Annotated in this window: 33 protein-coding genes and 1 riboswitch; of the genes, 14 read left to right on the forward strand and 19 right to left on the reverse strand. The window is 59.6% G+C overall.

Translation table 11 applies throughout. The features are described from left to right. The first annotated feature begins 146 nt into the window (after window positions 1-146). Both ACSQ3E_RS23730 and ACSQ3E_RS23735 read left to right on the forward strand, forming a co-directional pair. Window positions 147-1,190 (forward strand): porin, encoded by a 1,044-nt coding sequence (locus tag ACSQ3E_RS23730; RefSeq protein ID WP_436124537.1) that lies wholly within the window; start codon window positions 147-149, stop codon window positions 1,188-1,190. Between the two features lie 128 nt (window positions 1,191-1,318). Continuing rightward, window positions 1,319-1,906 (forward strand): site-specific integrase, encoded by a 588-nt coding sequence (locus ACSQ3E_RS23735; RefSeq protein ID WP_436124538.1) that lies wholly within the window; start codon window positions 1,319-1,321, stop codon window positions 1,904-1,906. On the opposite strand, the gene ACSQ3E_RS23740 is transcribed toward ACSQ3E_RS23735, so the two are convergent. Next, complete coding sequence (locus ACSQ3E_RS23740) at window positions 1,903-2,622, reverse strand: antitoxin Xre/MbcA/ParS-like domain-containing protein (RefSeq protein WP_436124539.1); 720 nt, start codon at window positions 2,620-2,622, stop codon at window positions 1,903-1,905. The two genes, ACSQ3E_RS23735 and ACSQ3E_RS23740, sit on opposite strands and share 4 nt — an antisense overlap. A gap of 75 nt (window positions 2,623-2,697) precedes the next feature. Between ACSQ3E_RS23740 and ACSQ3E_RS23745 the strand changes: the two genes are divergently transcribed. The 5 genes from ACSQ3E_RS23745 to ACSQ3E_RS23765 all read left to right on the forward strand — a co-directional run bounded on the left by ACSQ3E_RS23745 (window position 2,698) and on the right by ACSQ3E_RS23765 (window position 6,496). Further along, window positions 2,698-3,579, forward strand: coding sequence for a hypothetical protein (locus tag ACSQ3E_RS23745; RefSeq protein WP_436124540.1), 882 nt, complete (start codon window positions 2,698-2,700; stop codon window positions 3,577-3,579). A gap of 63 nt (window positions 3,580-3,642) precedes the next feature. Next, entirely contained in the window at window positions 3,643-4,098 is a 456-nt protein-coding gene (locus tag ACSQ3E_RS23750; protein ID WP_436124541.1) for a MucR family transcriptional regulator, read from the forward strand. A 949-nt stretch (window positions 4,099-5,047) separates the two neighbouring features. Continuing rightward, window positions 5,048-5,341 (forward strand): CopG family transcriptional regulator, encoded by a 294-nt coding sequence (locus ACSQ3E_RS23755; protein WP_436124542.1) that lies wholly within the window; start codon window positions 5,048-5,050, stop codon window positions 5,339-5,341. Window positions 5,342-5,439: 98 nt separating this feature from the next. Then, complete coding sequence (locus tag ACSQ3E_RS23760) at window positions 5,440-5,694, forward strand: hypothetical protein (RefSeq protein WP_436124543.1); 255 nt, start codon at window positions 5,440-5,442, stop codon at window positions 5,692-5,694. A gap of 439 nt (window positions 5,695-6,133) precedes the next feature. Next, a complete protein-coding gene (locus ACSQ3E_RS23765; protein ID WP_436124544.1) occupies window positions 6,134-6,496 on the forward strand; it encodes a hypothetical protein in 363 nt (120 codons plus the stop codon). A gap of 161 nt (window positions 6,497-6,657) precedes the next feature. Here ACSQ3E_RS23765 and ACSQ3E_RS23770 read toward each other — a convergent pair whose 3' ends face one another. Genes ACSQ3E_RS23770 through ACSQ3E_RS23795 form a run of 6 tightly spaced genes read right to left on the reverse strand, consistent with a single transcriptional unit; the run spans window position 6,658 to window position 8,781 of the window. Then, window positions 6,658-6,912: a hypothetical protein gene (locus ACSQ3E_RS23770; RefSeq protein WP_263007209.1), complete on the reverse strand. Its 255-nt coding sequence runs from the start codon at window positions 6,910-6,912 to the stop codon at window positions 6,658-6,660. After that, the gene (locus ACSQ3E_RS23775) at window positions 6,909-7,124 is read right to left on the reverse strand and encodes a hypothetical protein (protein WP_436124545.1); all 216 of its coding nucleotides are present in this window, start codon (window positions 7,122-7,124) and stop codon (window positions 6,909-6,911) included. Before ACSQ3E_RS23775 ends, ACSQ3E_RS23770 begins: the two co-directional genes overlap by 4 nt. Next, window positions 7,121-7,357 (reverse strand): hypothetical protein, encoded by a 237-nt coding sequence (locus tag ACSQ3E_RS23780; RefSeq protein WP_436124546.1) that lies wholly within the window; start codon window positions 7,355-7,357, stop codon window positions 7,121-7,123. Before ACSQ3E_RS23780 ends, ACSQ3E_RS23775 begins: the two co-directional genes overlap by 4 nt. 1 nt (window position 7,358) lies before the next feature. After that, entirely contained in the window at window positions 7,359-7,532 is a 174-nt protein-coding gene (locus ACSQ3E_RS23785; protein WP_436124547.1) for a hypothetical protein, read from the reverse strand. A 2-nt stretch (window positions 7,533-7,534) separates the two neighbouring features. Further along, window positions 7,535-8,248 (reverse strand): hypothetical protein, encoded by a 714-nt coding sequence (locus ACSQ3E_RS23790; protein ID WP_436124548.1) that lies wholly within the window; start codon window positions 8,246-8,248, stop codon window positions 7,535-7,537. Window positions 8,249-8,274: 26 nt separating this feature from the next. Then, the gene (locus ACSQ3E_RS23795) at window positions 8,275-8,781 is read right to left on the reverse strand and encodes a DUF7338 family protein (RefSeq protein ID WP_436124549.1); all 507 of its coding nucleotides are present in this window, start codon (window positions 8,779-8,781) and stop codon (window positions 8,275-8,277) included. A 77-nt stretch (window positions 8,782-8,858) separates the two neighbouring features. Here ACSQ3E_RS23795 and ACSQ3E_RS23800 point away from each other — a divergent pair, with 77 nt between their 5' ends. Beyond that, window positions 8,859-9,608 carry an SGNH/GDSL hydrolase family protein gene (locus ACSQ3E_RS23800; RefSeq protein ID WP_436124550.1) on the forward strand — a complete coding sequence of 250 codons (750 nt, stop codon included), beginning with the start codon at window positions 8,859-8,861 and terminating at the stop codon, window positions 9,606-9,608. Here the strand turns inward: ACSQ3E_RS23800 and ACSQ3E_RS23805 are convergent. The 10 genes from ACSQ3E_RS23805 to ACSQ3E_RS23850 all read right to left on the reverse strand — a co-directional run bounded on the left by ACSQ3E_RS23805 (window position 9,550) and on the right by ACSQ3E_RS23850 (window position 16,127). Further along, window positions 9,550-9,858, reverse strand: coding sequence for a hypothetical protein (locus ACSQ3E_RS23805; RefSeq protein ID WP_436124551.1), 309 nt, complete (start codon window positions 9,856-9,858; stop codon window positions 9,550-9,552). The genes ACSQ3E_RS23800 and ACSQ3E_RS23805 overlap by 59 nt on opposite strands. Beyond that, window positions 9,855-10,139, reverse strand: a complete 285-nt coding sequence (locus tag ACSQ3E_RS23810) for a hypothetical protein (protein WP_436124552.1) — start codon at window positions 10,137-10,139, stop codon at window positions 9,855-9,857. Before ACSQ3E_RS23810 ends, ACSQ3E_RS23805 begins: the two co-directional genes overlap by 4 nt. Window positions 10,140-10,144: 5 nt before the next feature. Beyond that, complete coding sequence (locus ACSQ3E_RS23815) at window positions 10,145-10,648, reverse strand: hypothetical protein (RefSeq protein WP_436124553.1); 504 nt, start codon at window positions 10,646-10,648, stop codon at window positions 10,145-10,147. Beyond that, window positions 10,605-12,347 (reverse strand): phage tail tip lysozyme, encoded by a 1,743-nt coding sequence (locus tag ACSQ3E_RS23820; RefSeq protein ID WP_436124554.1) that lies wholly within the window; start codon window positions 12,345-12,347, stop codon window positions 10,605-10,607. Before ACSQ3E_RS23820 ends, ACSQ3E_RS23815 begins: the two co-directional genes overlap by 44 nt. Before the next feature lie 3 nt (window positions 12,348-12,350). After that, window positions 12,351-13,355: a tail fiber domain-containing protein gene (locus ACSQ3E_RS23825; RefSeq protein WP_436124555.1), complete on the reverse strand. Its 1,005-nt coding sequence runs from the start codon at window positions 13,353-13,355 to the stop codon at window positions 12,351-12,353. After that, on the reverse strand, window positions 13,342-13,791 hold the full coding sequence (locus ACSQ3E_RS23830; RefSeq protein ID WP_436124556.1) for a GNAT family N-acetyltransferase: 450 nt from the start codon (window positions 13,789-13,791) through the stop codon (window positions 13,342-13,344). The genes ACSQ3E_RS23825 and ACSQ3E_RS23830 overlap by 14 nt, the downstream gene beginning before the upstream one ends. Before the next feature lie 2 nt (window positions 13,792-13,793). Then, window positions 13,794-15,077: a hypothetical protein gene (locus ACSQ3E_RS23835; protein WP_436124557.1), complete on the reverse strand. Its 1,284-nt coding sequence runs from the start codon at window positions 15,075-15,077 to the stop codon at window positions 13,794-13,796. A gap of 152 nt (window positions 15,078-15,229) precedes the next feature. Next, on the reverse strand, window positions 15,230-15,457 hold the full coding sequence (locus tag ACSQ3E_RS23840) for a hypothetical protein (protein WP_436124558.1): 228 nt from the start codon (window positions 15,455-15,457) through the stop codon (window positions 15,230-15,232). Further along, complete coding sequence (locus ACSQ3E_RS23845) at window positions 15,454-15,900, reverse strand: hypothetical protein (protein WP_436124559.1); 447 nt, start codon at window positions 15,898-15,900, stop codon at window positions 15,454-15,456. The genes ACSQ3E_RS23840 and ACSQ3E_RS23845 overlap by 4 nt, the downstream gene beginning before the upstream one ends. Before the next feature lie 17 nt (window positions 15,901-15,917). Next, the gene (locus ACSQ3E_RS23850) at window positions 15,918-16,127 is read right to left on the reverse strand and encodes an Arc family DNA-binding protein (RefSeq protein ID WP_436124560.1); all 210 of its coding nucleotides are present in this window, start codon (window positions 16,125-16,127) and stop codon (window positions 15,918-15,920) included. A 108-nt stretch (window positions 16,128-16,235) separates the two neighbouring features. On the opposite strand from ACSQ3E_RS23850, the gene ACSQ3E_RS23855 reads away from it, so the two are divergent. Further along, on the forward strand, window positions 16,236-16,874 hold the full coding sequence (locus tag ACSQ3E_RS23855) for an Arc family DNA-binding protein (protein ID WP_436124561.1): 639 nt from the start codon (window positions 16,236-16,238) through the stop codon (window positions 16,872-16,874). Window position 16,875: 1 nt separating this feature from the next. Here the strand turns inward: ACSQ3E_RS23855 and ACSQ3E_RS23860 are convergent, their stop codons facing one another. Both ACSQ3E_RS23860 and ACSQ3E_RS23865 read right to left on the reverse strand, forming a co-directional pair. Continuing rightward, entirely contained in the window at window positions 16,876-18,066 is a 1,191-nt protein-coding gene (locus tag ACSQ3E_RS23860) for a tyrosine-type recombinase/integrase (RefSeq protein ID WP_436124562.1), read from the reverse strand. Between the two features lie 724 nt (window positions 18,067-18,790). Next, window positions 18,791-19,147 carry a cupin domain-containing protein gene (locus ACSQ3E_RS23865; RefSeq protein ID WP_436124563.1) on the reverse strand — a complete coding sequence of 119 codons (357 nt, stop codon included), beginning with the start codon at window positions 19,145-19,147 and terminating at the stop codon, window positions 18,791-18,793. Between the two features lie 168 nt (window positions 19,148-19,315). Between ACSQ3E_RS23865 and ACSQ3E_RS23870 the strand changes: the two genes are divergently transcribed. From ACSQ3E_RS23870 to ACSQ3E_RS23890, 5 genes are all read left to right on the forward strand, one after another. Then, on the forward strand, window positions 19,316-19,639 hold the full coding sequence (locus ACSQ3E_RS23870) for a hypothetical protein (RefSeq protein WP_436124564.1): 324 nt from the start codon (window positions 19,316-19,318) through the stop codon (window positions 19,637-19,639). Between the two features lie 76 nt (window positions 19,640-19,715). Further along, window positions 19,716-19,907: riboswitch (cobalamin riboswitch) on the forward strand. Window positions 19,908-20,014: 107 nt separating this feature from the next. Further along, the gene (locus ACSQ3E_RS23875) at window positions 20,015-20,545 is read left to right on the forward strand and encodes a CbiX/SirB N-terminal domain-containing protein (RefSeq protein WP_436124565.1); all 531 of its coding nucleotides are present in this window, start codon (window positions 20,015-20,017) and stop codon (window positions 20,543-20,545) included. A gap of 6 nt (window positions 20,546-20,551) precedes the next feature. Then, the gene (locus ACSQ3E_RS23880) at window positions 20,552-20,824 is read left to right on the forward strand and encodes a (2Fe-2S) ferredoxin domain-containing protein (protein ID WP_436124692.1); all 273 of its coding nucleotides are present in this window, start codon (window positions 20,552-20,554) and stop codon (window positions 20,822-20,824) included. A 411-nt stretch (window positions 20,825-21,235) separates the two neighbouring features. Further along, window positions 21,236-22,303 (forward strand): hypothetical protein, encoded by a 1,068-nt coding sequence (locus tag ACSQ3E_RS23885; RefSeq protein WP_436124566.1) that lies wholly within the window; start codon window positions 21,236-21,238, stop codon window positions 22,301-22,303. 33 nt (window positions 22,304-22,336) lie between these two features. Continuing rightward, window positions 22,337-23,365 carry a hypothetical protein gene (locus tag ACSQ3E_RS23890; protein ID WP_436124567.1) on the forward strand — a complete coding sequence of 343 codons (1,029 nt, stop codon included), beginning with the start codon at window positions 22,337-22,339 and terminating at the stop codon, window positions 23,363-23,365. Window positions 23,366-23,453: the final 88 nt, after the last annotated feature.

The raw sequence follows: 23,453 nt of genomic DNA on the forward strand, positions 1-23,453 counted from the left end.
TGAACCTCAGCGGCTCATGGGTAATGTCGGGGTCGAAGAGGGAGCGCGGTGCGCATCTTTTTCAAACGGGGATGGGGCAGGGAACGCTGTCCTTCAGCAAAAAATACCCAGACCCTCTTTTGAAACTTTTGACTGGAGGTCAGAAAATGAACATTAAGAGCCTTCTTCTCGGCTCCGCTGCGGCTCTGCTCGCAGTCTCCGGTGCTCGTGCGGCCGACGCTGTCGTCGTCGCTGAGCCGGAACCCATGGAATACGTCCGCATCTGCGACGTTTACGGCGCGGGCTTCTACTACATCCCCGGCACCGAGACCTGCCTCAAGATCGGCGGCCTCGTTCGTTACCAGATCGACTGGGCTGACGAAGATGAAGGTTGGCGCAAGACCGCCCTGTTCCGCCTGAAGTTCGATGCCCGTTCGGAAACCGAATACGGCACCTTCAAGCGCTACATCGAATTCCAGGGCTCGAACAACGGCGGCGACTATCCGTTCGTTGAGGACACCAGCACGTTCTCGGTTCGTTATGCCTACTTCGAACTCGGCGGCCTGATGATCGGCCGCAACGACACGCTGTTCGACGGCGACCTGTCGGGTGAGTTCGATGCCGGCGGCGGCGACTTCGTTCAGCAGATCCGCTACACCTTCGACGCCGGCAACGGCATCGCAGTGTCGGTCGGCCTCGAAGAAGAAGACAACAACTTCGACTACGTGCCGCTCGTGACCGGTAAGGTCTCGATCGCTCAGGGTTGGGGTTCTGTCGACCTGTTCGCTGCCTATGACGATCGCTTCTCGGAGTTCGCTCTGAAGGGTATCGCCAAGATCAAGGCAACCGACGCTCTGACCCTCGAGCTGCTCGCAGCTTACGAGTCGGGCGCCACCTGGTTCGGCCTGTCTGACTTCTACGCTGGCTACGAATGGTCGGTCGGCGGCTACCTGAAGTACCAGGTCAACGAGAAGCTGGCAGTCGGCTTCGGTGGTCAGTACTTCGCTGACAGCCACTTCGGCACGTTCAACCCGGATGGCACCGGCCTCGCTACCGTCGACGTCGGCAACGACGACTGGTCGATCGGTGCGGTCATCGACTACACGATCGTTGAGAACCTCAACGCCAAGCTGGCTGTCAACTACGACGACGGCGACAGCTTCACGGACGGCTCGTTCAACGGCTTCCTCCGTCTCGACGCTTCGTTCTAATCAGTCCTCAAGCTGATTTAGATGCGGCCCGCAGTCTTCGGATTGCGGGCCGTTTTCGTTTGATTTGATAGCTTGAGTAACTTACGGATTCGGCTAATCGTTCAGCGATCGAGCAGATCGGCGGTCCAATGGTTGAATTGCATAACTTTTCAGCGACGCGTGCCGCGCGCGGCGATTTCCCGCCAACTCGGATAATTGAGTCGAGTGAAGAGGCATCTCTATTCGCAGCAATCCGACTTCGTTCGGAACTCTACTTCGATTTGTCGGTGTTTCTGTTAGACACTGGCGCGCGGATTAGCGAAGCTGCGGCGCTACAGTGGCCTGCAATTGACAAACAGTCTGTAACTTTCGTCGAAAGCAAGTCGGCGCTTGGCCGGACGATACCGTTAACTGCAAGGGCAGCAACAATTTTGTCGCGTCGCCGCTTGAGCACTGGCGGACCTTTTTCATCCGTAAGCCTGGGCGATTATCGGACCGTCTGGAACAGCGCCAGGCAAGAAGCAGAGATAAGCGACCCCGGCTTATCGCCCATGTCACTACGCCACACATGCGCTGTCCGGTTGGTCAGAGGCGGGATAAACTTGCAAACCGTACAGACGTGGCTTGGCCTACGGTCTCTAGCGATGACCATGCGCTACGCGCAATATGCGGACACAGGCAGTCTCGAATCATGCGTGCAAGCGCTGGAGCGCACAAGATCGTCTCCGGAGGGCTAGGGGTCCAAATGTTGGTTAGCCCGTAGGCTCAAGCTGCGTGCATAATCTGTAGCAGCTTGAACGACCTCTTCCACCCGGTCCATCTTTAGAAGGTCAATCGGCAAGTAGCCGGCCAACGACTCACATGGTCGGCTGAGCCAGTACCAGGCCAACCGCGGATGGCCGATTATTTCCGTCACATGAGAAATCCCAGTTGCAGGACGCCCATCAACAAACTGAGCTAACGGGAAGACGTGCCTTCTGCCGCCGGCGAGAAGGGCTATCGCTTCGTTCCGACGCTGCCAACGATGAAGGGTCGACCGTGGTATCCCGAAATGTTCCTCCAGAAAGGTTGGACCTGCGGACGGTCCGACCCAATCGTGAAGAGTGACCGCCGCCGATAGATTGGCGGGTAGAACGGAATTAACAGCCAAGCCATTTTCCTCGGCAGCGGGCAATGCAAGAATGTCCTGCCGAGCTTCTCCTGCCAATTCCTCAATGAACTCGTTGAGTTTATCCGCAGCGACATCGAGAGAACTGCTAAGGGCAGCCTGTCGTTTCAACGACAACCCCACAAAAGAGGCAGCGGCTGCACCAGCCAGTTTAGCTGCGCTGACAAGCGCCGGGCGCTTCAAATCTGGATCGAGACGGACCAAAAGCTGCTCAACCTCTGCGGCCACCAGCCCGCTGAGGTCTTCCTTGGTGACCTGGTCGGTGCGCTTGACACTTGGGGCCAATGACGATTCTCCTATCTGAAAATACGAGACTTAGTCATCGGCTTAACTCATTTGGCGCGGAGCAACTAGGGCCTCATGGTATCAGGTGAAGGCGATCTGCGCGTACTGCTCCATACTCTAAAGGGCGATCTGTGGCCGAACAAAACTCACCAATACAACGCTACACTTGCCATCCAGGAAATAGACACCCTCGCCGGTCATAGCGGGCTTTTTGCGACGGCCATGGCTACCGATCAGATTGTGAGACTCTTGCGAGAGGGTGGCAATTCCTCGGCAACAATTAACCGCAAGATGTCCTTTTTGAGAACATTGGCGAAAGGGGCATTTGAGCGGTCTTTGGTCGATAGATTGCCGATAATAAGGCGGTTACCAGAATCAGTTGGAAACAAGAATACGTTATCCTCAAGTGAGATCGACGAGGTTCTTTCTACGCTGCAAGGAATAGACAGGCTCGCTTACCGCTTTTCTGCGTTCCTTGCCGACACTGGAGCCACGATTGGGGAGTCGATGGCATTGCGGTGGTCCGATATTACCCATCGCTATGTGACATTTTGGGCGGAGGGGCGGGCCCAACGCACCATTCCGCTCACGGCGCGTGCTTCAATAGCGCTTGCATTTGACCCGACACTGCCAAAGGGGCCTTTTTCAACTGTCAATTTGAAGCGCTACCGAAACGATTGGTATGCAGCGCAAACGCGTAGCGCGGTAGCCGTTACATTACCGCCGTCTGCTCTTCGCTATTCATGTGAAGCGCGTCTCGTTCAATCCGGCGTCGACATTAGGACGGTTCACGAGTGGCTTGGATATAGGACGCCTCGTAGCGCAGCGAGGCTCATAGGTGGCGTCCATCTACAGGATGCGAAGCGCGTACTGGAAGCTACAGCCGATCTGCCGGGGGAGCGGGACAACCAAACGAGACTACGTCAATCGCACAATTTTGCGATAGCGAAGCAATGAGCACTATTGCAGACTTAGACACCTAAGCGAATGCGTTCGCCAGTCTTGGAGTTGGAGAAATCTATGACCGAACTGTTGCCGAAGCCGACGGGTAATCTCATCGAACTCACCGCCGACATAGTGACGGCCTATGTCTCGAACAATCCGGTACCGGTTGCTGAATTGCCGGGATTGATTGCTCAGATCCACTCCAGCATCAGCAGGCTTCGGGCGCAACCCGAACCGAAGCAAGAGCTAACAGCTCGGATGCCCATCAAGAAGACAATCACCGCGGACTACATCATCAGCCTTGAAGACGGTAAGCAGTACCGGACCCTTAAGCGGCATCTCAGCAACTTCGGGCTGACACCAGACGAATATCGCGCAAAATGGTCACTGCCGGCCGACTATCCGATGGTAGCTCCCGCGTATTCTGCAAGACGATCAGATCTGGCGAAGAAACTCGGGCTTGGTCGCAGATCGGCCGCACAGCCTGCAGCGAGGCAAGTTAAGCGTGCACCTCGCACGGCAAAGGCGTAATCGACTCGAAAGCGCGCGCCCCCACTAGCCGTAGCCAGCGGAGGCAATGCGTCTGCCAAGAGTTCAGTTAGCAAAACACGGACAAGTAGCAACAGCTCCGGTAGCCGCAAACATCGTAAGGGCCTAAAGGTTCCCGGAGCACAAAAAGCCCCGCGACCTTGCGGTGGCGGGGCATTGGGTCGGCTTACAAGGACACGGTACTGAGAACTTAACCGCCAAGCCAATGTCACACGGCTTTGGTTAATCGCGAGTAAAACGTAGCGGCACCCACGACGATCAGGCGCGCATAAGGCACCAGTGCCCGATTGGGAGCTAAGGGAATCCTCTTGAGGCTTTCGCCGAAAGGCCTACCGCCTCTGGTTGGATGAGAAGCGGCAGGCCCGCTGCGGAGCGTGGTACCGAGGGGTTGCCGCACGCTCCAGGCATCACAATTCCGAAGCGGCCGAATGGTTCCAACATAGACAAAGGCCTGCCGCTTTGCCTCGGCAGGCCCTTATCCCTCAGACGTGGTTGAAAGGGTTCACCACGTTACCCGCCTCGAACCGGGTGTCCTAATAATTCGATAGATGGGTTTCGGTTCCCCGAGGCAGCAACGGGAATGTGTGCTCGCATAGCCTTGAGTAAATCTACGACGGTGACCGAGGGTGGTACCTAGCAGACGCTGCTTGTCATTGCCGACAGGACCGTGATCGAGGTCTGATACCACATAAAAAAGGCCTGCCTATGAGTCTGCCGGCAGGCCATTTAGTTACTGGGATTTGTAGCTGAAAGGGACGAAACAGCTACGGTTGTGCATATTCCAAACTCCGAGCCTCCACCGAGGTTCCATTACGGACGTCACATTGCAACAGCAGGCTCGCCCCAAGCTCATGTCGATGCTGCTGGACGCAATTTGCAGCAACTAGGGGACTGCCTTGAAATACGCTCCGGTACGGATAGGCTGGTTCATATGACCAGCCGCATAGACTTCGCCGACGAGCTCGAAGACGCAGCTAACCGGATCGCGGATATCAACCGTGCCGATCTGCAGATCATATTGCGACGGGCCGCACTCAGGTTGCGCAACACTGAGGGATTGACGCTTGATCCCGATGTTGCCGTGGCGATTACCGACCTCTCGACCTATCTGCAGATGAACAAGCAGGATTTGCTCCGCCGTGTCGTACGCGAATGGCTGGAAAAGGGCGCCTATCTGCCTGTGCCGATGCTTGAGGAAGACGGCGAAGTGGATGGGAGCGCCTGAACGCAAAAAAGGCCCCGCAGCCGAAGCTGGCGGGCGTCTGCTTCTTAACTGATAAGCAAGTGACATATCCAATCCGAACACGTGCCATCGAGCGAAAAATGTCGCCACGCATAGTTCCGTTGATCATATTGCTGATCATGCTTTCCATCCTGGTTTACAGGTTCTGGAAAGACATCACTTTCTATCGCAATAACGGTTGGGACTTCTCGAAGGAAAGCGGGATCAAGTCGTACCGCAACGACGTCGACGACGAACACAGCAACAGATCGAGACTATATTTCAGCCATCCATGCGCCATCGGCGTAACGGCCTTCATGATAGGCTTTCTGATGGTGTCCATGCTCGACCAGTAAACTGGCGGGCTGCGGTGGCGACGATCCATGACCGGATGCCGGTCGTCCTGACGCCCGCCAACGATGCCAAATTACCTGCGCCAAGAACAACGGAGTTCGCTCTTGTGGTCGACAAAAAGGCCCCGCCACCTTTCGGCAGCGGGGCGATGCGCGTCCTGGTTTGCACCCGCAATCCACAGGAACAGCCTGCGAACGCGCGGGGAACAAAATAGCACTTGCAATGTGTGATTGAATCACCCCATGCAGTAGGGGTGGCCGTAATTTCGTCCACAAAAAGCGACGGGCCAATGAGGTCTTCTACACCCCATTGACCCGATTTTTTAGTCAGCCTCAAGCAGTGGAGGCCGGATTTGCTAGCAGCCCGACGTAAGCCTTATTCGCGTTTGGCTGTCAAGTCACATCTCGCTTCTGCTGCTCATCGCTCAAAGGAGCACTTAGCATGACAGCAGACTACATCGACTGGCCCAGTCATTCGGGCACCTTTCGCTACTGGTTCCTCGAAAATCCTTCTGACGCAGTCAGCATCAAGAAGGAGCCGGGGAACTACATGTTTGCGAAACTGACGCCGAATGGTTGGCTCCCCGTCTACATCGGCATCGCAGACGATCTTTCAACACGCATCCCATGCCATGACCGATGGGACGACGCGGTTAAGGCCGGCGCAATCCGGGTTCTGGGTCACACCCAGAGCAATCCTGATCTGCGGCGGGCTGAAGAAATCGCGATGATCGCCTACTGGCAGCCAATTCTGAACACGCAGCATCGTCAAGCAGGATCATTGCTCGGCGGTTTGGGTTCATAGGATCCAGTTCAGACGTAGCGGTGGCGGGCATACGTGTGCCCGTCACCAACTTCTCTTTGGCCTGGGCATTTACGACTAGACGCAGCATGTGGCCTCCAACTGGCACTGTAGGGCGAAGGGTCTTGTGAAACGGTTACCGGAGCGACCTGTTCCCGAAATACTCAGAGCGCGCGGAAGCCGCCCGACAGCATGAAGGCCACAATGCCCGAGATGATGCCGCCGATGATCAGGCGGACGATCCATGTGAGCGTGCCGTTGAGCCCGTCGATCTTCTTGTCGAGGTCGGTAAAGCGCTGATCCATGTGCTTCCACTGCTCATCTTTGCGGGCCTCGGCGATCTCCCGCTGAGTTCGCCAGTGCTCCAGCGCCGTGACGCGCGCGCGCAGGTCGGCGTCGCTATTGTCCGTCGACGTCATGGCATCCTCCCGCATAGTTCTTCGCGCATCTTGAGTGCTGCCAGATGCCGGACTGCTTCGGCTTCGTTCATGGCGTCGTAGACCTCCTGCCGATAGCGGAGGTCAGGGCCAAGGCACATGCTGCCTCGTGCAGTGGTGCATGCGGCCGCGCCGGTCAGGACGACGATCAGCAGCATGATCTTGACGATGAGGTCGAGTAGCCGGCGCTTCATGGCCGTGTCCTCTTGGCGAGCTCGGCGCGCACCTGATCTGGGGACATGGCGCCGACGTCGGACTGCACCTCGTCGACGATGTCTCGGGCCTTCGCTTCTTCGGCCTCACGCTTCGCGCGTTCCTTCTTGGCAGTGTCCATGCCGCCTTTGATGTAGGCAACGAGGACCGCGACCACGCCGCCCATGATCGCCAGCAGCGTCGGATTGGAGATCAGGAAGCCAAGGATGGTCATGTCACTGATCTGCCGACTGATTGGGGATCTGGTACACGCCGCCGGCTACAAGCGCGCCGACGATCAGATCGCGGACGACCGCATCGAGACCAGGAATGTCGACCTCGAAGTGACGCAGGCCGATGAGCGCCCCGATGCCGAACAGTGCGACGAAGAATTTCGCGTACTTGCGCATAGTCAGTGTCCTTTGCGGGAGAACAGCGCGGCGAATGCCTTACCGATGAGTTGGAGGAAGAAGGCCAAGCCCTTGGCGGGTTCGGCGGGGGTGGTGACCACATCGGGCGTTTTCGGCTCGGAGGCCTTGGGAACGCTGGGTTTTGGGGTGGTGACTTCCGGGATCGTGGGACGAGGCTGCGGCGCTACGCCGAGATAGTTGGACGCCCGCAAGGCACCCTCGAATGTCTCTGCGTATCGGGCGATGTCGTCCGCCCGGTCAGTGCCGTTGACGATGCGCCGGGCGCCGACGTAGTCGCATTTCTCGCCGCTAATGTAGTCGGCGAGCTTCTTGCCCGTGAACATGCCCTTGGTCATGCCGTCGAAGATCGCGCGCAAGGCAATCGGCCAGGTCATCATCTGGCCCGGTGCGGTGGCGCCGAACTTGCGGTGGTTCTCTTCCCAGGTGACCTGCACCAGCCCCTCGCCCACCCAAGGGTAATAGCGCTTGGAGCGAAGGTACTTCTCGCCGCCCATTTCGCGGACAGGCTGCATGGTGTGCGCCGTCTCGTGGTAGTCAGTGGCCAGGATGTAGGCGAGATGCCGGAGCGGCGTTCCGCGGCGCTGAGCCTCGCCCAGCACCATCTCCGTGCCGCTGACCTGGCTTTGTGAAAGCGACGTTCCGAACACGCCAGACGAGCGCGAGCGCAAGGCCGCGTAGAACTTGCTACGGTCCATTTTGATATCCTCAGATGTGTGGAGTTTCAGGAAACCCGGCGAAACGGGTTGAACATGACCTTGATCATGTGCCGGCGACCGTCATTGGCGTGCCAGTGCCAACCGATCCAGATTTTCGCGAACCGATTGCCAGGCAGCATTTGGTCGCGACGGTAGGAGAAATATCGGCGCCCATTGGCAGCGAGCAGAACCACTAGCCGCGAGACTGTCTTGCCCTGGTCGAAGTCGACCACGCCGCTGTCAGAGACGATCAGAACGCCAGCCGCATCAAAGCCGAGCACATAAGCGTCGAAGCCATAGCCGGGGTTTCGCCAGAGCCACCAACACGCGGTCTTGAAGCGGCCCCAGATCGTCGACGGCTTGTCGACGAAACCGTAGATGTCGTCGTCATGGGTGTGGACGTAGGCGAAAACGCCAGGAAGCCGTTCAACGTTCGCGACTGCTGCCCATGCCGCCCAGATCGGCGCAGTCAGCATCACGAACAGATTGAAGGCGAGCGACAGCGGCGCCACCAGGAGATAGCGTGCATACATGGCCAGTTCCTTATGGGTGTGCGAAGAGGTTGTTGAAATGAGTTCGCTTGACGATGTATCCGTGAGCTATGACGCTCATGACGCTCGGCGACAGCCATTCGCTCTATAGTTTTGCCGGCGTGGCTGAGGCCAAGATCTATTGGCGCGGGCCAGTAACTATGCACCGCGCCGCCCGTGACGGCATTGCGTCCCTGCTACCGAAAAACTGCCGCCCTAAGGCTGGGGACGTGCTCATCCTCTCATTGGGAGAGATTGACAGCCGGGTTCATGTGCCACGGATTGCGCGACTGAACGCGCGCAGTTCGCTAGAAGAGGCGGAAGCGCTTCTAGGCAGGTTTGAAGTTGCCCTGAAGCACTTCAGGGCCAAATGCCCGGCCACTGTCGCCTTGGCGAGTCTCGTACCATTCAATCCAGCCTATCTGGAATACGACGGTTATGAGAACGCAGAGGCGTGCCGTGCTGACACGAAGGCCGTCAGGGACCGGATGAATGCCAGGATGGCCTCAATGGGCGTTCCCTTCGTGGATTTTCACGATGGCTATGCGAATGCCGATGGATCAATCCAGCCGCGCTTTTCGGACAATAATGTCCACATCGACCCTCGGCATTCCGAGCCGGTACTGGCCGCATTGAGGGAGACCTTCGGGCGAGAGTTCACCTCAAGGCAACCACCTTGGCCCCCGGACAGCTTGGCCGAGAAACCCTATCAATCACCCTGGAAACGGTTTCGAAGGGCGGTGCGGGCGAAGGTCAAGGCGTGGCTCGGCATCAAGCCGACGCCGGCCAGGACATCGCCGGTAACTCAGCGAGAAAATCCGCAACAGTAGGCTGCGGGCGAAGTCCTGCAGTCACCTTCTCAAGCTCGGCATAGGCATACGTCCAGACACTATCGCGCCAAGCAACAAACGCTGCCGCCTCGGCTGCCCATGCCGCATTGGTGCTTCCCACATAGGTCGTGATGGACACGGCGCTGTCGTAGCGTCGGTCCTGCGCCCGCGCATCGAGCAGCCTTTCAATAGCCGCTTTGTAATCAGCCAGGGTAGGCAAAGGCGCCGGATGGATTGTGATGACGTTCATTCGCCTTCCTCCGAGTCTTCGGCCTGAGCAGCGGGAACTATTGCCTCCTGCTCGGCAAACCAGGCTGCAGCGCCGATGCCATGTCCGTCAGGTTGGCTGAAATCAGCGGCCCAGAGTTCGCGCTGGCTGCGATCATCCGGGATGTCTGAGGCGTCGACGATCCGATACGGGACACCGGCGGGGACGTCTTTCCTGGCGATCTCCTCGATCGGTAGACCGATCTTCTCCGCCGGGGCTATTACGGCCACTCCGTCACCGGAGGGGAAAATAATTCGACGCATGAGCATTAATCCCCAAAGAAGCTGAGAAGAACCCAAGAAGAATCCGCAGCGGTTTGAATCCCACTGAAGGCGTTGGTAGTAAACCGAAAAGCAGAGGCAGTCGGATCAACGGTCGTATTTATCTCCATGGTGGCCCTGCCGTTGGTGTTTGGTCGGCACATACCACACGCGACATAGTTTACTGACGGCATTGAGGCCGCGAAATTGACGGTATAGTCGCCGGTTCCGTTGTCGGTGATCGAGGTCACGTTGTAGCTGTCTCGGATCGCGACGGTGCCTGTACCGTTGAAGTTCACCCAAGCTTTCGCAACGCCCTGATGACTGCCCATCGTTGCGACGGATGGAGCGCGAGCGGTATCAGTGCCGGTCAAGACCTCTGCGGCGGTAGCAAGCTCGACGAGGCCTGCAAAGGTGGTCGAGGCTCCGAGCGCAGCGAGGTTCGAAGGTGTCAGCGCGCGAGTGATGTCAGCCTTCGCTTGGGCCTCTGCATCTGTTGCGAGCTCGACCAATCCGGCAACTGTGGTCGAAGCTGCGGCCGGATAAGGGCGTTGCCGGACCACCGGGTGCGGCTTGGCCGAACACACCCTGAGGCGTCATGAACATGACGGACCCGTCTGCGGGATTGGTGATGGTCTTGCCCGCACCGAGCTGCTGCGCCTGTTCAGGGGTAAGGGCGCCGCTGTCCATGAGGCCATTGAGAGACTGCGCCTCGACCGAATTGCCCTCGAAGCGGAAGGGGCCACCGGTGGACTTTCCGACATGTTTGGTTTCGCCCGTGGCGGGATCGAACAGCGTGCCGTCGTCGAGCTTCTGCCACTGCTTTTGCGGCGTCCCCAGCTCCTTCTGGAGCTTCTGAAGCTGAAGCTGCCTGATCGGATCGGCCGATTGCATCTTCTGCTCGATCATCATGTTGACCATGCCGCGCTGCTGCTCGCTCAGCCACGGATCGGAAGCCGCCTGCATAAGCTGCTGCAGGGTCGGGCCGGCCTCGCCAGGTTGAAGCGGCGCATGGCCGGGCATGTCGCTATCAATGGCCGTGCCACGATAGGCCTCTGCCCCGCCAAGGGCCTGCGCAACTCGAGCCGTTGCCGGGGTCGGCTGTGCTTCTGGTGCTGCGGCCTTCTCAAGCGCACCGGTCACTTGAGGAAATGCCGAAGGCTTGGCCTCCTGCGGTGCGTAAGCCAACGGCTTAGGGGTCATCATCGCCGCCAGCACGCGCTGCGCGGCCGGCGACGTAGCCGCCGGTTTGGTTGCCGGCTGAGCCGCAGCGGCAGGCTTTGCCACCGGAGCGCTGTCAGGGGCGTTCATGCGCGCCCATGAGCCCTGCGAAAGGCCGATCTTGGCGTACTCTTCAGGCATCGGCGGCACAGTCTGAGGGGCGGTTGCCTCGGCAATGCCTGCGGTCGGATCGAGGGACGCCACCTGAACCGGTGCCGGTGATCCGGCAAACTGGGAAGCGAAAGAGTTTGCCAGCCCGATACGGCGCGCCGTCTCCCCGCCGGGCCTGTCGTAGCCAGCGAACTTCCAGGCATTGTTCATCAAGCGCTGGGCTTCTTCAGCGCTCTTGGCGCTCTGAAGCGACTGAATAAGGTTCGGGTCTTCCTGCAGCAGGAATTGCGCCTGCAATGCCGGGCTCGGCCGCGCACGGTCGCCGCCATTCGCCGCGGCGAAATCCTGCATTTTGGCCAGTCGATCAGCGCGCCAAGACATGATGCCGCCTGCAGTGCCAGCCTGCCCGCTTTCGCTCGGATCGCTCCACGTCCTGAACACATTGCCCGGCGAGAACCCGCTTTCGGCCTTGCCGGTCGCCGCAATGGCAGCAAGGGCGTAAGGGTTGTCGACGCCGCCCTTCTTCACGCTGTCCATGAACTCGGAATAGATCTGGTTTCCGTCCATATCAGGCGCTTCAGCACCGCTGACTGTCGAGCCGGCGCCCGGAGTGCCCGTCGTGTGTGGCGCGTCAGGGAACGTGCGGGCGCCAAGCAGTGGTGCCATGGCCGCCGCGGCCTGCTCGCGGCCAGCAGCCTCGCCCTTGTCCACATCCGCTATCATCATCCGATAGCCGAGGGCTTCACCAAGGGCGGTCAGGCCCTCGCCGATGTTCTGCGGTGCGCGTGAGCGGCCGGCCAACGCCTCAGCGACGGCGCGCTTCTTGGCGAGGCTCTGGGGCGTTTCCTTGGACGCATCGAAGATGAAGGACAGTGCCATGGATTATGCCCCCAGCATCAGCGCTTTGCCGTAATCGACGGCCTTGAACCCGCTCGGCGTCCTGATGACCGCTTCGGGGTGCTTCTTCTCGACGTCCTGAGCCATCAGGCCGAGTTGCATAGGGCCGCCCGCCTTGTATCGATAGGCATAGAGCGGCTGGCCGTCGCTGGTCTTGCCGATCTTCTTGATGTCGGTTTTCAGGCGCTTGTCGGAGAACTTGATCAGATTGGCGCCAAGGCCGAACAGACCGCCCAGGATGCTGTTCCGCTGAGCCATCTGCGTATTGTAGCCGTTCATGCGCTGATTGTAGTTTTCGTTGATGAGGCCGGCATTGTCAGTCGTCGGGATCGTCGCGCCGTTGAAGCCCTGTGCCTGCGGGCTCGCTATCTGCGAACCGGAGAGCAGTGCCGAAATCTCGTTGATCGGCTGGTCACGAACGGCCTTTGCCTCGGCAAACGCTTGCCCGCGGCCGGAAAGCAACAGCGAGTTGTAAGCGTCATTGGTGATCTGCCCCTGCTGCTGGATTGCGCGATCATAGGCTGCCGATCCGGGCATGATGCCCTGATTGGCCAGACGCGTTCGCAGGGCCTCGTCCTGCTGCGCAATCATCGGATCAAGGCGCTTCCGCCCGAGTTCCATCAGGCGCGCCTCGACCGCCTCATTCGAGCCGTCGAAGGGCTTGGCCATATAGTCGTTGAGGAATGACGACTGCTTGTTGGCCAAGGTGCCCAGGTTGAGCTGGGCCGCGTCGGTCTGGTCCTTGATCTTCTGCGCGGTTTCCGAAAGCGTGGTCGTGACGGTCGTTTTCGGGATCGTGTAGGTCTTGCCGGTATATGGATCGGTGATCTGCTCCTCACCTGTCTTGGTGTAGGTGATCTTCCCGTCGGGCGTGACCTGATTGGCGTTGTTCAGCCAGGAGTTGGCGATCGCGGTAGAGATGTTCGTGCCGGTCGACGCTGCCGAGGTTTCCTTCGGATCCGGAGGTGTTGGAGGCTTAGGCTTGCCCATGATGTTTCCTCGTGAACTTGCTGTTCCGCCAGGCATCGTCAGTCAGCGTGAAGACGTACCCGTCCTCGTTGCGGCCGCGCATGCGAGCGATGAAATGCGGGGTGAAGCCGAAGGCCTTGGCGATGCGGACCATGCGCTCGTTGGCGGCTGAAACCTGAAGGACGACCATCTGACAGCCGACTTCGTCGAACGGGTATGAGAACATCTTGTGTCTCACCTCGGCAGTGAGCCACCGCGGCGTCGTCGATGCGCTGGATATCTGCATCAGGCCTGGCCGGGGCTGCCAGTCATGGAAGACCATCCCCGCCACCAACTCGCCGGTTTCGTCGTCGACGACGCCTATTGCCTTGCAATTGCCGAAACCCGTTTCACATCCGGGGATCATGTCCGCGACGAACCGCGCGACCTGGTCGTCACAGCCGAACAGCATCCGCATGGTCAGACAACCACCGCGCCAACTTCATAGGTGATATCGATCGCCACTAGCTCTGCGTCCGGAGTCGGCGTCACGCCGCACGTCACCTGCACCTGCGGCGCCGCCACGAAACCAGCCCGACCGATTGAGCCCCAGCGGGTCGAAATGCGTTTTTCGGAGCTGCCATCCCACTTCATGACGTCCCACAGGCCACTGTCCCATTCGTCGAACAGGGTGTTGTCCGGGGTCGAAGCCGGAGCGGCTGGCAACGAGACCTGATAGTCGGTGGACATCGACAGCTTGGCGATGAAGGCGCGGGCCGCAAGGAAGACGGATCGGCCCATATGGATGATCTTGTTAGCCGCCGGCACCCTCAGATGCGCGCCAAGTGTTTCGTTCGGGTTGGTCGCACCGCGCATGACGTCCGACAGGCCGCTGATCTGGTAGATGTCGTCGATCAACTGCTTTCGCAGGGCGATAAGCTGGGTCAGCGTCGTGGCGACCATGTCGAGCGGGAGCCAGACGATGGTGTCTTTCGGTGACCCGTTGCCCGTCACTGCCCAATTCGAGATCGGGACCAGCACCTTGCGGTCATCGACCGACTTGATTGCCGCTTCGATGGCATCGCTCAACTCGCCGGCACCGGACGGATAGAAACCGCGCACCTTGAGCGCCAAGGTTAGCGCAGAAATGCGGTTGGTGAGCTCGTTCACCTCTTCGGCCTGATCCTTGTAGAACAGGAAGTCAGGCACCGGGACGAGGCTGTTCGGCTCAACCGTGCCATAGGCCGGCTGCGGGCATGGGAAGAAACCTTCCAGCGACAGGTGCGGCTCGCTCTCGTCGAGCACGACGTCAACTCCTGGCGTGACCCACACAACCTTGTTTTCGGTCTTGGACCAGATTTCCCAGACACCGGCCTTGAGCTTGCCGTCGCTCTTGTTCTTGTCGTCCTTCTGCTTGGCAAAGGATGCCCCGGTGTAGGCATTGCCTGATGTCTTCTGGAAGCGCAGACGCATCTCCTTGCGCGTCATCCAGGCGCGGCCGGCGACCCAACCGACCTCCTTCCATTCGCGCGCCGGATCGTGGGCGAAATCGCGGCGGTTCTTGTGCTCGATACAAGCCCGCTCAGTCAGTCCGCTGTCCTTGCTCTTGGCCTCATATCTGACCCAGATGCACCCGCGGGCATTGATCGCCAGATCATCGCGGACACGGCGCATGACGCCGTCAATGTCCTCTCGGTCGATGCCGTGTTTCTCCGCCAGGTATGCCGGGACATCTTTGCGGCGGAGACGAGGACGTAGTGCCATTTGATCAAGCTCCACGAGGAAATATCTGAGGGGGCGGAACCAACTGCTACGGGCCGAGTTTTACCCTGTTGCCTTCATCTCAACTTCCCTGAACATCGAAAGTTCCGGGGAGTTTAAGGCCGTTTTGACCTTTTGCCTTCCTCTCAACCTGGTCAGCCGGACGCACCCCTAGCGTTGATCTCGATCAGGTCGTGGAGTTCACTGGCAATTTCCGACGCCAATGTAAGCGTGAACGCGATACTGCGGCCCATGTTGGCAGCGTCGTTCTCATGGGCGCCGACGTGTTCAATGTTGCGGCTTGCGTGTTCGAGCACACAGAGAAGTTCGAGCAGGTGGTAGGATTTCGTTACGTGCGTCTGGTTGATGACAGCTTGGCTCATGCTGCGCTCCTTGCCCGGCCCAAAGCCGCAACGTCTCGGATGGCTTCGGTCGCGAGGACAGCGATCTCGGCGAGATTATCGGCCATATCAGCCTCGAAGCTGATGATGGTCCAAGCTCTGTTTTCCGCGCTTGCGGCATCCCCCGGCTTTGTGGCGACCGCGACGTTCACAGCGGCCTGTTCGTAGCTGCCGATGAAATCGAGAATGCAGTCGATGACTTTCCCGGCCTTGTTGTATTCCTCGGCTTCAAAGAACCTCGGCTGACTGCACAGGCCGCAGAGAACGTCAGCCAGCGAGTGCATGACGGATCGGAAATTTCGAAGCTCCAGCATGCTCATGCTGCGCAGGGCAGTCATGTCGATCGAGCAAGTGAGTGGCCCTCTTGGCGCCAGCGGGTCGCCTTTGCTTGCCAATGCGGATGCAGCGGTGATATGTTCAGTCATCATCTGATCAAACTCCATTAAGCCGGTAGTTGGTGGGTGACATGGCTCGGAGAGGTTGCCGCCTCTGCCGGGCCTTTTGCTTCCTGCGCATCCAGCGCGCGGTCGAGGTAGTGGACGATCTCAGCATTCATTGACCGTCGATTTGCTGCCGCGCGTTCGCGAATACGTTCACGCATGCCGTCTGGAAAACGAATGATGTACTTGTCGGCCTCCCGACTGGGTGTCATTTACGCCTCCTTAATAGATATGGCCTAAGGCCAATATGGCCTAAGGCCGACATTGTCGCAAGCGCAAAGTTGGCCTATGGCCATATCTGTGGACAAAGGAGTTCCCGCATGGCCCAAGAGTCGGAGAGTCGAAATCTGGACAAGGTGATTGTTCGCCTGCCAGACGGCATGCGCGACCGCATCAAGAACTCAGCCGAACGTCACGGTCGGTCCATGAATGCTGAGATCGTGCAGGCGCTGGAACAGGTATTTCCGCCGGAACCAGACATCATTGAAGTGATTGACCGAGTCCATCAGGCGATTAATCAGGCAGAGGCTGCTCAGAGCCTTCCCTATCGTAAAGGGCTAATTGCCGCGCTCGACAAGCTGTCGGAACGATTGACCAGTGGAATCGAGTTCAACCAGGCCAGGTCGAGCACGCTAAGCCCTTCATTTCTGCGGATGCAAGATTTCACGTCACGACATGAACGCTGGAAGCGAGCGTCCGAGAATGGCATTGAAACCTCGGATCTCGCGAGGGAAATCGACCGGGGCCTTTTTGGCAAGCTGGATCGAAACTATACTTGGACCGCAATCGACTACTTCAAGGAGGGGCGTGCGGACATGGCCTATAAGCTCCTCCGGTTGAATGAGCTTAAGTTCGCTGACCCGTCAGGTGCAGAAGCGCTGATCGTGGCGCACCTACGTAAACGCTATGAAGAGAATTGGGGGGATCCAGACGAGCCGTATGAGCCGTGGAGCGATTAAGTCATTGCCCCCTTAACAGGCATGCGATGCGCTCGGAGACCGCGTTCGCCGCCGAAACAAGAGCGCTATCGGCGACATGGGCATAGCGCGCAGTGACGCCGGGAACCGAGTGGCCGAGCAAGCCAGCAATCGTCAACTCCGAATACCCCATGCCTGCCGCGACGGACGCAAACGTGTGGCGTAGGACGTGGATCGTCACATCTTCCAGCTTTGCAGCCTTGCACAACCTGGCCATGACCCTCGGCAGTCCGACGAAGTGGCCGTCGCCCACTTCGGCCGGGAATACCCAGCCGTTGCGGCTGTCGACCTCGTCGAGCACGTCGAATGCCTTCTGGCCGATAGGACGGATCTGCGCGCCCGTCTTGGTATCGCCGAAGCGAATGCAGCCGTTGGGCATGTCGATCCATTTGACCGGCAGCGACAGCACCTCCATGCGCCGGCATCCGGAGAGCAGCAGGAACCGCACAGCTGCGACCGCGACCGCGCTCTCTACATGCGCCTCGTCGAGGGCCTTGCCCAGAGCGCCGATCTCCTCGTTGTTCAGGTAGCGCTTCTGTTTGTTCGTCTTCGGCTTACGGACGCCGAATGCGACGTTCTCTGTGATGGCGCCGTGGCTCCTGGCATACTCAAGGATCGCGCCCAACATGACGGTCGCTCGATGCGCTGCAGACGGCCCGCCTGTCGTGTTCCCGCCCCTGCCCTTCCTCATCTTGGCAGTCTTTCCTGCAATGATATCGGCCTGCATCTTGGTCACGTCCGCGCGCGTGATGCTGGCGATCGATCGATTGCCGAGCAGGGGCAGGATATGGACGTTGACGTTGCTGCTGTTGGTCAAATAGCTGTTCGGCTTGAGCCGGGCTTTCGCCTCCGCCAGATAGTTGTCGCAGACGTCGGTGAGCGTTGCCGTATTGCGAAGCTGCTTGCGCTCGGCGGAGGGATCACCGCCCTTGCTGACGTCGGTCAGACGCTCGCGCGCTAGCTGGCGCGCCTCTTCTGGGGTCAACGTGCCAACCCGCCCAACGGTCATCTTGCGTTGCCGGTTCTCGGCAGTACGATACTTGACGATGTAGGAAGCCACTCCGCTCGGCATCATACGGACGCCGAAGCCCTTAAGCTCCGTATCCCAGACCGTTCGCTCGGCAGACGGGTCAGGTTCGAGTGCGTCGACAATGCGCTTGGTGAGCTTCGGCAAAGCATGACCCCATCAGTCCCGGAAGATGTGGTCCAACGGCGGAACCACGGCGGAACCAACTGAAATCAAATTTGCGCCGCTCCCGTCAAGCCCCGGTAAATGAGATAAAGGAGCAATACATTGATTTATCTTGCTGAATCAAGAATGGGTAAACTTGAGGCGCATCGGGGGAAACACGTCGTGATAAAATTCGTAATGATGGGGTCAGGTGTTCGAGTCACCTAAGCGGCACCATTTTTCCCTTGTAAAACAGCAACTTACACAAACTTTCATGGATCTCCCAAGCGGGAAAATCCGGTCTTCTGCCCGTGGGAAAACCCCTTGAATGTGCTAGAGTGCGCTCGTCGCTCGGCCAAGCCGCCGCGAATAGAACTGGAATATGTGCGCCGCCTCAAGTGCTCGGGCGGCGCGTTTTTTGGTAGCTAGCAGACTGCGCTAGTGTGCGGTCAAAGCAACGACCGCCGTAAGGTAACCAAGGCCAATAATGAGGTACGCGATTTGCAGTGCGGTCATCTTGTGCGAGTCACCTGTTGAAAGATGACCTTCTAGATATCATCTCGATTTCGCGTTCGCGGCCCCAAATAATGAGCCGTTCCCCAAATTCCCTCTATTCACAATTGATGGCCGGTTATCCACAGCAGGGTGCATTAACATCCTCGCGTGCCTTGACACGCGTAACGGCTCCCTAAACCCCGCGATGAGTGACGTGAAATACCTTGAGCTTCTACGAGCCAAGCGTGACGACGAAGTGCTTCGTCACCGGCTCGATGATCTTCCAGGTTCCCTTGAAATCCGCCTCGACGACGAACGCGTCGCCTGGCCCGACCTCGACGGGTTCGCCGCCATCAGGCGTGATGATGATGCGGCCCGAGATCATGTGGACGAACTCATAGTCGGTGTAGCTCGCATGGTAGGTGCCGGGGGTGGCCTGCCACGTTCCCGACAGCACCTTGCCGTCCTTGGTCGTGTGCTGGACGGTGGTTTTCATCGTCGGTTTTCCGTCGACCACCACCCAACCGGGCAGGTCACTGGAGTCGCCGCCTTCCGGCTGGCCGAATTTGAGGATGGTTGTGTTCGCCATGGTATTTTCCTCCCTTTTAGACGCCTCTGCATAGCCGATGCGAATCATTCAGGCAATTTTGTTTCCTGATAATAAAGTGCATTCCGTCACTGGCATGTCTTGCAGCCGCTGTCTTGCGGAATCACCGCTGTCGGTGTTGATGGGTGGATGTTTAGCAAGGACTTATAGATGAAGGCCAAACTGCTCGCCGCCGTGACGATGCTCGCAGTCGCGGGCTGTGCATCCCAGCCCGTCGACCATGCCACGACACTCTCGCCCCAGGATCCAAAATGGCGATCCGCCGAATGTGCGCAGGCCCGGGCAGCGGCGGCGAACTACGCGGCCAGCGAGAAAGAGACCATGAGCGTATCGGCAGGGCTGCTTCTCGGCCCATACGGGCTCGGCATCGCAATGGCCGGCAAGCAGCATCAGGCCAAGATGCGCAAGCAATTCGCCCGCGACATGCATCTGAAATGCTCGAGCAAGCCCCTTCCGGCCAGCCTGGCGAGATAGCGCTGACATCGCCGACAGCACGGCCTGACCTCGTCATGACCTCCGATGGTCCCTTGACTTGCCTCCGCCCGCCTATAGCTTGCCGCTCGGTTATGGTTCTTCCGCTTTCGGGCGGAAGCTAAGAGGGAATTCGGTGCAACACCGAAGCTGCCCCGCAACTGTAAGCGGCGAGCCGCATTGCAGATATTGTCACTGGCCAACGGGCCGGGAAGACAGGCGATGAAGCCGGGACCCGCGAGCCAGGAGACCTGCCTACCGAGTGACGTTCCGTGGGCGGGGTGTACCACCGGAGCGCAGGTTCGTGCAGGCGGCCATCGCCTGTCACGACATGCGTTGCGACAATCCCCGACCGCGATCAGGCCAGGAATCGATCGTTTGCCGATAGCTGAAATTGAGACTGCCTCGTCACAGCCCAAACGCGCCGTCGTGCTCGTCGCCAAGTCCGCCTTTGCCGCTGCTCCCTACAGGCAGATGCAGCGCCTCGCCGACCTCGCCGCGGCTTTGCCTGGCGTCGACCACGCCAGCTTCGGCTTCACCGAGCAGGGCACACCGTCGTTGCGCGAGGCGCTCGTGGCACTTCGCCAGGCCGAATTCTCCGACGTCCTCCTGCTGCCGCTGATGCTGCCGATCGAGCCGAGCTTCACCGCCTGGCTGACCAGGTCGCTGCGCCGCTGGCAGGCCGAGGAGGGCGGCGCCTGGCCGAATGTGCGCATTGCGCAGGGCCTCGCCGACAGCCCGCTGTTGCCGGCACTGATGGCCGAGCTCGTCGTCGGCGCCGATGTGGCGGCACCTGTTCCGCCGCTCGAAAAACTTGCGCCCGAGGGCTCGCTGGTGCCGGCGCAGAAACGCCGCGTGCTGGTCTGCCAGGGCGGCCCGTGCAATGCCGCCGGCGCCGACCTGATCTAGGGCCACCTGCGCAACCAGCAGGACAGGCAGAAACTGCGTGTCACCGGTGACGGCACGATGACTGCCAAATCGACCTGCCTCGGCCCCTGCAACCTCGCGCCCGTGCTGCAGGTTTTTCCCGAAGGCACCTATTATGGCGGTGTCACCGAGGCCGCCGTCGACCGCATCGTCACAGAACATCTGCTCGGAGGCGCAGTGGTCGACGACTTCGCCTACCAGCCCACCGGCCGCAAACAGGTGCTGCGGCCGGCGCCAGCATCCGAAAACACCAAGGGATAGCGGCGTTCCGCCACCATCAGCTGCTTGTCACGCGCTCCTTTTGGAAGAATACGGTGCGACGCCGCCAATGGCTCATCCGGCACACCGCTGATGCACCCAGAAAAAGCCAGGATGGAGCCATCTGTCGATATCTGACAATAGCCTTCGCCAGCCTGCCGCAAACCGTTGCGACGTGAGCGTGGCACGGCGAGCTGGACTTCGACACGAAGCCCGCCACCACCATCTGTGGTCGCATCAGGCGTGTTGAATATTCCCACGGGCTGACGTAACAGACCGGCTGCAAGGCACGTAAAATCCCTACCGCGTGTAGCCTGGATCAGCGAGTTGTGTGTGACGGACTATCATCTGCCTACAGATCCTGCGTCGCCTTCGAGCATATCGGCCAACAGGCAGTGCCTTCTGGTTTTGGGCATGCATCGCTCCGGCACCAGCGCGCTTACCCGCATGCTTGGGCTGCTGGGCATCGACCTGCCCAAGACGCCGCTAGGCGGCAATGAAACCAATCTGACCGGACACTGGGAACCAGAGCCCGTCGTCTATCTCAACGACCGCATCCTTGCCGCAGCGGGCTCCAGCTGGCGCGACTTCAGGCCGGTCGATCCGCGCTGGTTTCAGTCAGCCGATGCGTGGCAGTTCCGCAGCGAGGCCTGTGCAATCCTCGCCGCCGAGTTTGGCGGAACGGCACCCTTCGTCATCAAGGAACCGCGCATCTGCCGCCTGTCGACGTTCTGGCTCGATGTCTTCGGGCAAATGAACGTCCGCCCGGTCTTCATCCTGCCGATCAGGAATCCGCTGGAGGTGGCTGCATCACTCAAGATCCGCAACGGAATCCAGCCAGACGTCAGCCACCTGCTCTGGCTGCGCCACGTCCTCGAAGCTGAGCTTGCCACGCGTGGCCGGCCACGCGTCTTCACCACCTACGACGAATTGCTCGGCGACTGGCGTCAGCTGGCTTCAAAGATGCAGGCGGCGCTGGCGCTTGCCTGGCCGCGCGCGCCCGGAGACGCCGGCGCAGACATCGACGCCCTGCTGTCGGATTCCCATCGCCATCACCGTGAACCACTGGCCCGGTTGTTCGAGGAACCGGTCCCGCGCGGCCTGCGCAAGGCATTCGAAATCGTCGACCGTTGGTCAGGCAACGGTGAAAGCAGCGATGATTTTGCCGAGCTCGACCGGATCAAGGCGGAGTTCGAGGAAGCATCGCTTCTGGTCTCGACAGCGGTTGCGTCTTCGGCAGCCGAAATGCGCCAGCTGACGTCCGACTTGGCGACTATGGAGGCGCAGGTGGCGAGAGCCCAACAAGACCTGGCGAGCACCCAGCAGGTTCTGGCGAGCACTCAACAGCAACTGTCGGCCATGCAGGAACAACTGGCAATCACCAACCAGCAACTAACCATTCAGCATCGCGAGATAGAGCTGATTGCGAAACAGGTGGATGTTCTGAGATGGCGCAAACCCAGGCTGGGTTGGCGGAAGTAGCAGCACCTCGGCGGACCTTGTCAGGAACCAGTCATGTGGCCATTTCGCCGCCGTAAGGCGCCTGCCGTCCCCCTGTCCGAGGCGCAGCTGTCGACTGATCTCAGCGTCGAGTTCGTGCTCATCGCCGAGGCAGGCATTCTCGAGCGCCAGGCGCTGTTCCTGTGCGAAAGCCTGCGCCAGTTCGCAGGCAGATATGCGCGCTGCCCGATCACCGTGGCATCGCCGAGGGCAAGCCGTCGGCCTTCGCTGGAGACATTGCAGAGCTTCGAGCGGTTGGGTTGCAGCTACCTCCCGCTCGATGTCGACAGCATCGAACCCGAATACGGAACGACGTTCCGGATGTATGTTTCGGCCGAAGTGGAGAAGATCTCCAAGGCGGATGTTCTGATCGTCATGGACAGCGACATGCTGTTTTGCCGCGAGCCGGATCTGGCGCTGAACGGTGTGGCGGCCGCCCTTCGACCGGTCGACGTCAAGGGCATGTGCACATTTGGCCGCAACGACCCCCGGGATGGCTACTGGCAGGCGTTGTGCCAGACCTTGAGCGTCGACTACGACTGCGTGCCGATGATCGAGACCACCGTCGACAAGGCCCGGGTCAAGGCAAGCTACAATGGCGGCCTCGTCGCGGTCCGGCGGCAGGACCGCATCCTCGAGCGCACGCTCGGCTATTTCGAGCGCTCGGTGGCGGCGAAGCTCGCACCCAATGTCAGCCACCGGATCGAAGCCGGCCATGGCGTCGTTTCCGGCCGGGGAAGCGAACTGTGGGGCAGCTCGCAGGCCTGCCTGTCGCTGGCGTTATGGGGCAATAGCCTGACCGTACGCACGCTGTCGGAGCCGCACAACTATCCGCTCCACCTGTTCGACCAGATGCCTGTTGAACAGCAGCGCCTGCCGCTGTCGATCGTCCACTACCACGACGTCTTCACCAAGGCGCCGGAACGCAATCCGCTCCTCAACGGAACGACGGATGTTCCCGCCGATTTCCTGACTTGGCTCGAAGGCAAGGCCGCAACCCTCGGCAACGGTAACGGCTCCGAAGGCAGACGGGCACGTATCTGAAGGGCGTCGCCAGCCCGCCACCCACCACGTCAATCCATCGATCTAATTGACCCAAGGGAAACATCAGCGACTATAGCACTGGGCTAGA

It is taken from the genome of Aminobacter sp. LjRoot7 (assembly GCF_964252895.1).
Taxonomy (GTDB): Bacteria; Pseudomonadota; Alphaproteobacteria; order Rhizobiales; family Rhizobiaceae; genus Aminobacter; species Aminobacter aminovorans_B.

What these genes read in the sequence shown, in the direction of transcription:
- ACSQ3E_RS23775 (WP_436124545.1), bottom strand. Translation starts at nt 7,124, where the DNA reads ATGAAGCGCCGGCTACTCGACCTCATCGTCAAGATCATGCTGCTGATC.
- ACSQ3E_RS23805 (WP_436124551.1), bottom strand. Translation starts at nt 9,858, where the DNA reads ATGAACGTCATCACAATCCATCCGGCGCCTTTGCCTACCCTGGCTGAT.
- ACSQ3E_RS23745 (WP_436124540.1), top strand. Translation starts at nt 2,698, where the DNA reads ATGGTATCAGGTGAAGGCGATCTGCGCGTACTGCTCCATACTCTAAAG.
- ACSQ3E_RS23885 (WP_436124566.1), top strand. Translation starts at nt 21,236, where the DNA reads ATGCATCGCTCCGGCACCAGCGCGCTTACCCGCATGCTTGGGCTGCTG.
- ACSQ3E_RS23795 (WP_436124549.1), bottom strand. Translation starts at nt 8,781, where the DNA reads ATGTATGCACGCTATCTCCTGGTGGCGCCGCTGTCGCTCGCCTTCAAT.
- ACSQ3E_RS23790 (WP_436124548.1), bottom strand. Translation starts at nt 8,248, where the DNA reads ATGGACCGTAGCAAGTTCTACGCGGCCTTGCGCTCGCGCTCGTCTGGC.
- ACSQ3E_RS23850 (WP_436124560.1), bottom strand. Translation starts at nt 16,127, where the DNA reads ATGACACCCAGTCGGGAGGCCGACAAGTACATCATTCGTTTTCCAGAC.
- ACSQ3E_RS23760 (WP_436124543.1), top strand. Translation starts at nt 5,440, where the DNA reads ATGTCGCCACGCATAGTTCCGTTGATCATATTGCTGATCATGCTTTCC.
- ACSQ3E_RS23820 (WP_436124554.1), bottom strand. Translation starts at nt 12,347, where the DNA reads ATGGCACTGTCCTTCATCTTCGATGCGTCCAAGGAAACGCCCCAGAGC.
- ACSQ3E_RS23765 (WP_436124544.1), top strand. Translation starts at nt 6,134, where the DNA reads ATGACAGCAGACTACATCGACTGGCCCAGTCATTCGGGCACCTTTCGC.
- ACSQ3E_RS23780 (WP_436124546.1), bottom strand. Translation starts at nt 7,357, where the DNA reads ATGACCATCCTTGGCTTCCTGATCTCCAATCCGACGCTGCTGGCGATC.
- ACSQ3E_RS23865 (WP_436124563.1), bottom strand. Translation starts at nt 19,147, where the DNA reads ATGGCGAACACAACCATCCTCAAATTCGGCCAGCCGGAAGGCGGCGAC.
- ACSQ3E_RS23730 (WP_436124537.1), top strand. Translation starts at nt 147, where the DNA reads ATGAACATTAAGAGCCTTCTTCTCGGCTCCGCTGCGGCTCTGCTCGCA.
- ACSQ3E_RS23845 (WP_436124559.1), bottom strand. Translation starts at nt 15,900, where the DNA reads ATGACTGAACATATCACCGCTGCATCCGCATTGGCAAGCAAAGGCGAC.
- ACSQ3E_RS23750 (WP_436124541.1), top strand. Translation starts at nt 3,643, where the DNA reads ATGACCGAACTGTTGCCGAAGCCGACGGGTAATCTCATCGAACTCACC.
- ACSQ3E_RS23770 (WP_263007209.1), bottom strand. Translation starts at nt 6,912, where the DNA reads ATGACGTCGACGGACAATAGCGACGCCGACCTGCGCGCGCGCGTCACG.
- ACSQ3E_RS23835 (WP_436124557.1), bottom strand. Translation starts at nt 15,077, where the DNA reads ATGGCACTACGTCCTCGTCTCCGCCGCAAAGATGTCCCGGCATACCTG.
- ACSQ3E_RS23800 (WP_436124550.1), top strand. Translation starts at nt 8,859, where the DNA reads ATGACGCTCGGCGACAGCCATTCGCTCTATAGTTTTGCCGGCGTGGCT.
- ACSQ3E_RS23810 (WP_436124552.1), bottom strand. Translation starts at nt 10,139, where the DNA reads ATGCGTCGAATTATTTTCCCCTCCGGTGACGGAGTGGCCGTAATAGCC.
- ACSQ3E_RS23870 (WP_436124564.1), top strand. Translation starts at nt 19,316, where the DNA reads ATGAAGGCCAAACTGCTCGCCGCCGTGACGATGCTCGCAGTCGCGGGC.
- ACSQ3E_RS23735 (WP_436124538.1), top strand. Translation starts at nt 1,319, where the DNA reads ATGGTTGAATTGCATAACTTTTCAGCGACGCGTGCCGCGCGCGGCGAT.
- ACSQ3E_RS23785 (WP_436124547.1), bottom strand. Translation starts at nt 7,532, where the DNA reads ATGCGCAAGTACGCGAAATTCTTCGTCGCACTGTTCGGCATCGGGGCG.
- ACSQ3E_RS23840 (WP_436124558.1), bottom strand. Translation starts at nt 15,457, where the DNA reads ATGAGCCAAGCTGTCATCAACCAGACGCACGTAACGAAATCCTACCAC.
- ACSQ3E_RS23890 (WP_436124567.1), top strand. Translation starts at nt 22,337, where the DNA reads ATGTGGCCATTTCGCCGCCGTAAGGCGCCTGCCGTCCCCCTGTCCGAG.
- ACSQ3E_RS23830 (WP_436124556.1), bottom strand. Translation starts at nt 13,791, where the DNA reads ATGCGGATGCTGTTCGGCTGTGACGACCAGGTCGCGCGGTTCGTCGCG.
- ACSQ3E_RS23825 (WP_436124555.1), bottom strand. Translation starts at nt 13,355, where the DNA reads ATGGGCAAGCCTAAGCCTCCAACACCTCCGGATCCGAAGGAAACCTCG.
- ACSQ3E_RS23855 (WP_436124561.1), top strand. Translation starts at nt 16,236, where the DNA reads ATGGCCCAAGAGTCGGAGAGTCGAAATCTGGACAAGGTGATTGTTCGC.
- ACSQ3E_RS23755 (WP_436124542.1), top strand. Translation starts at nt 5,048, where the DNA reads ATGACCAGCCGCATAGACTTCGCCGACGAGCTCGAAGACGCAGCTAAC.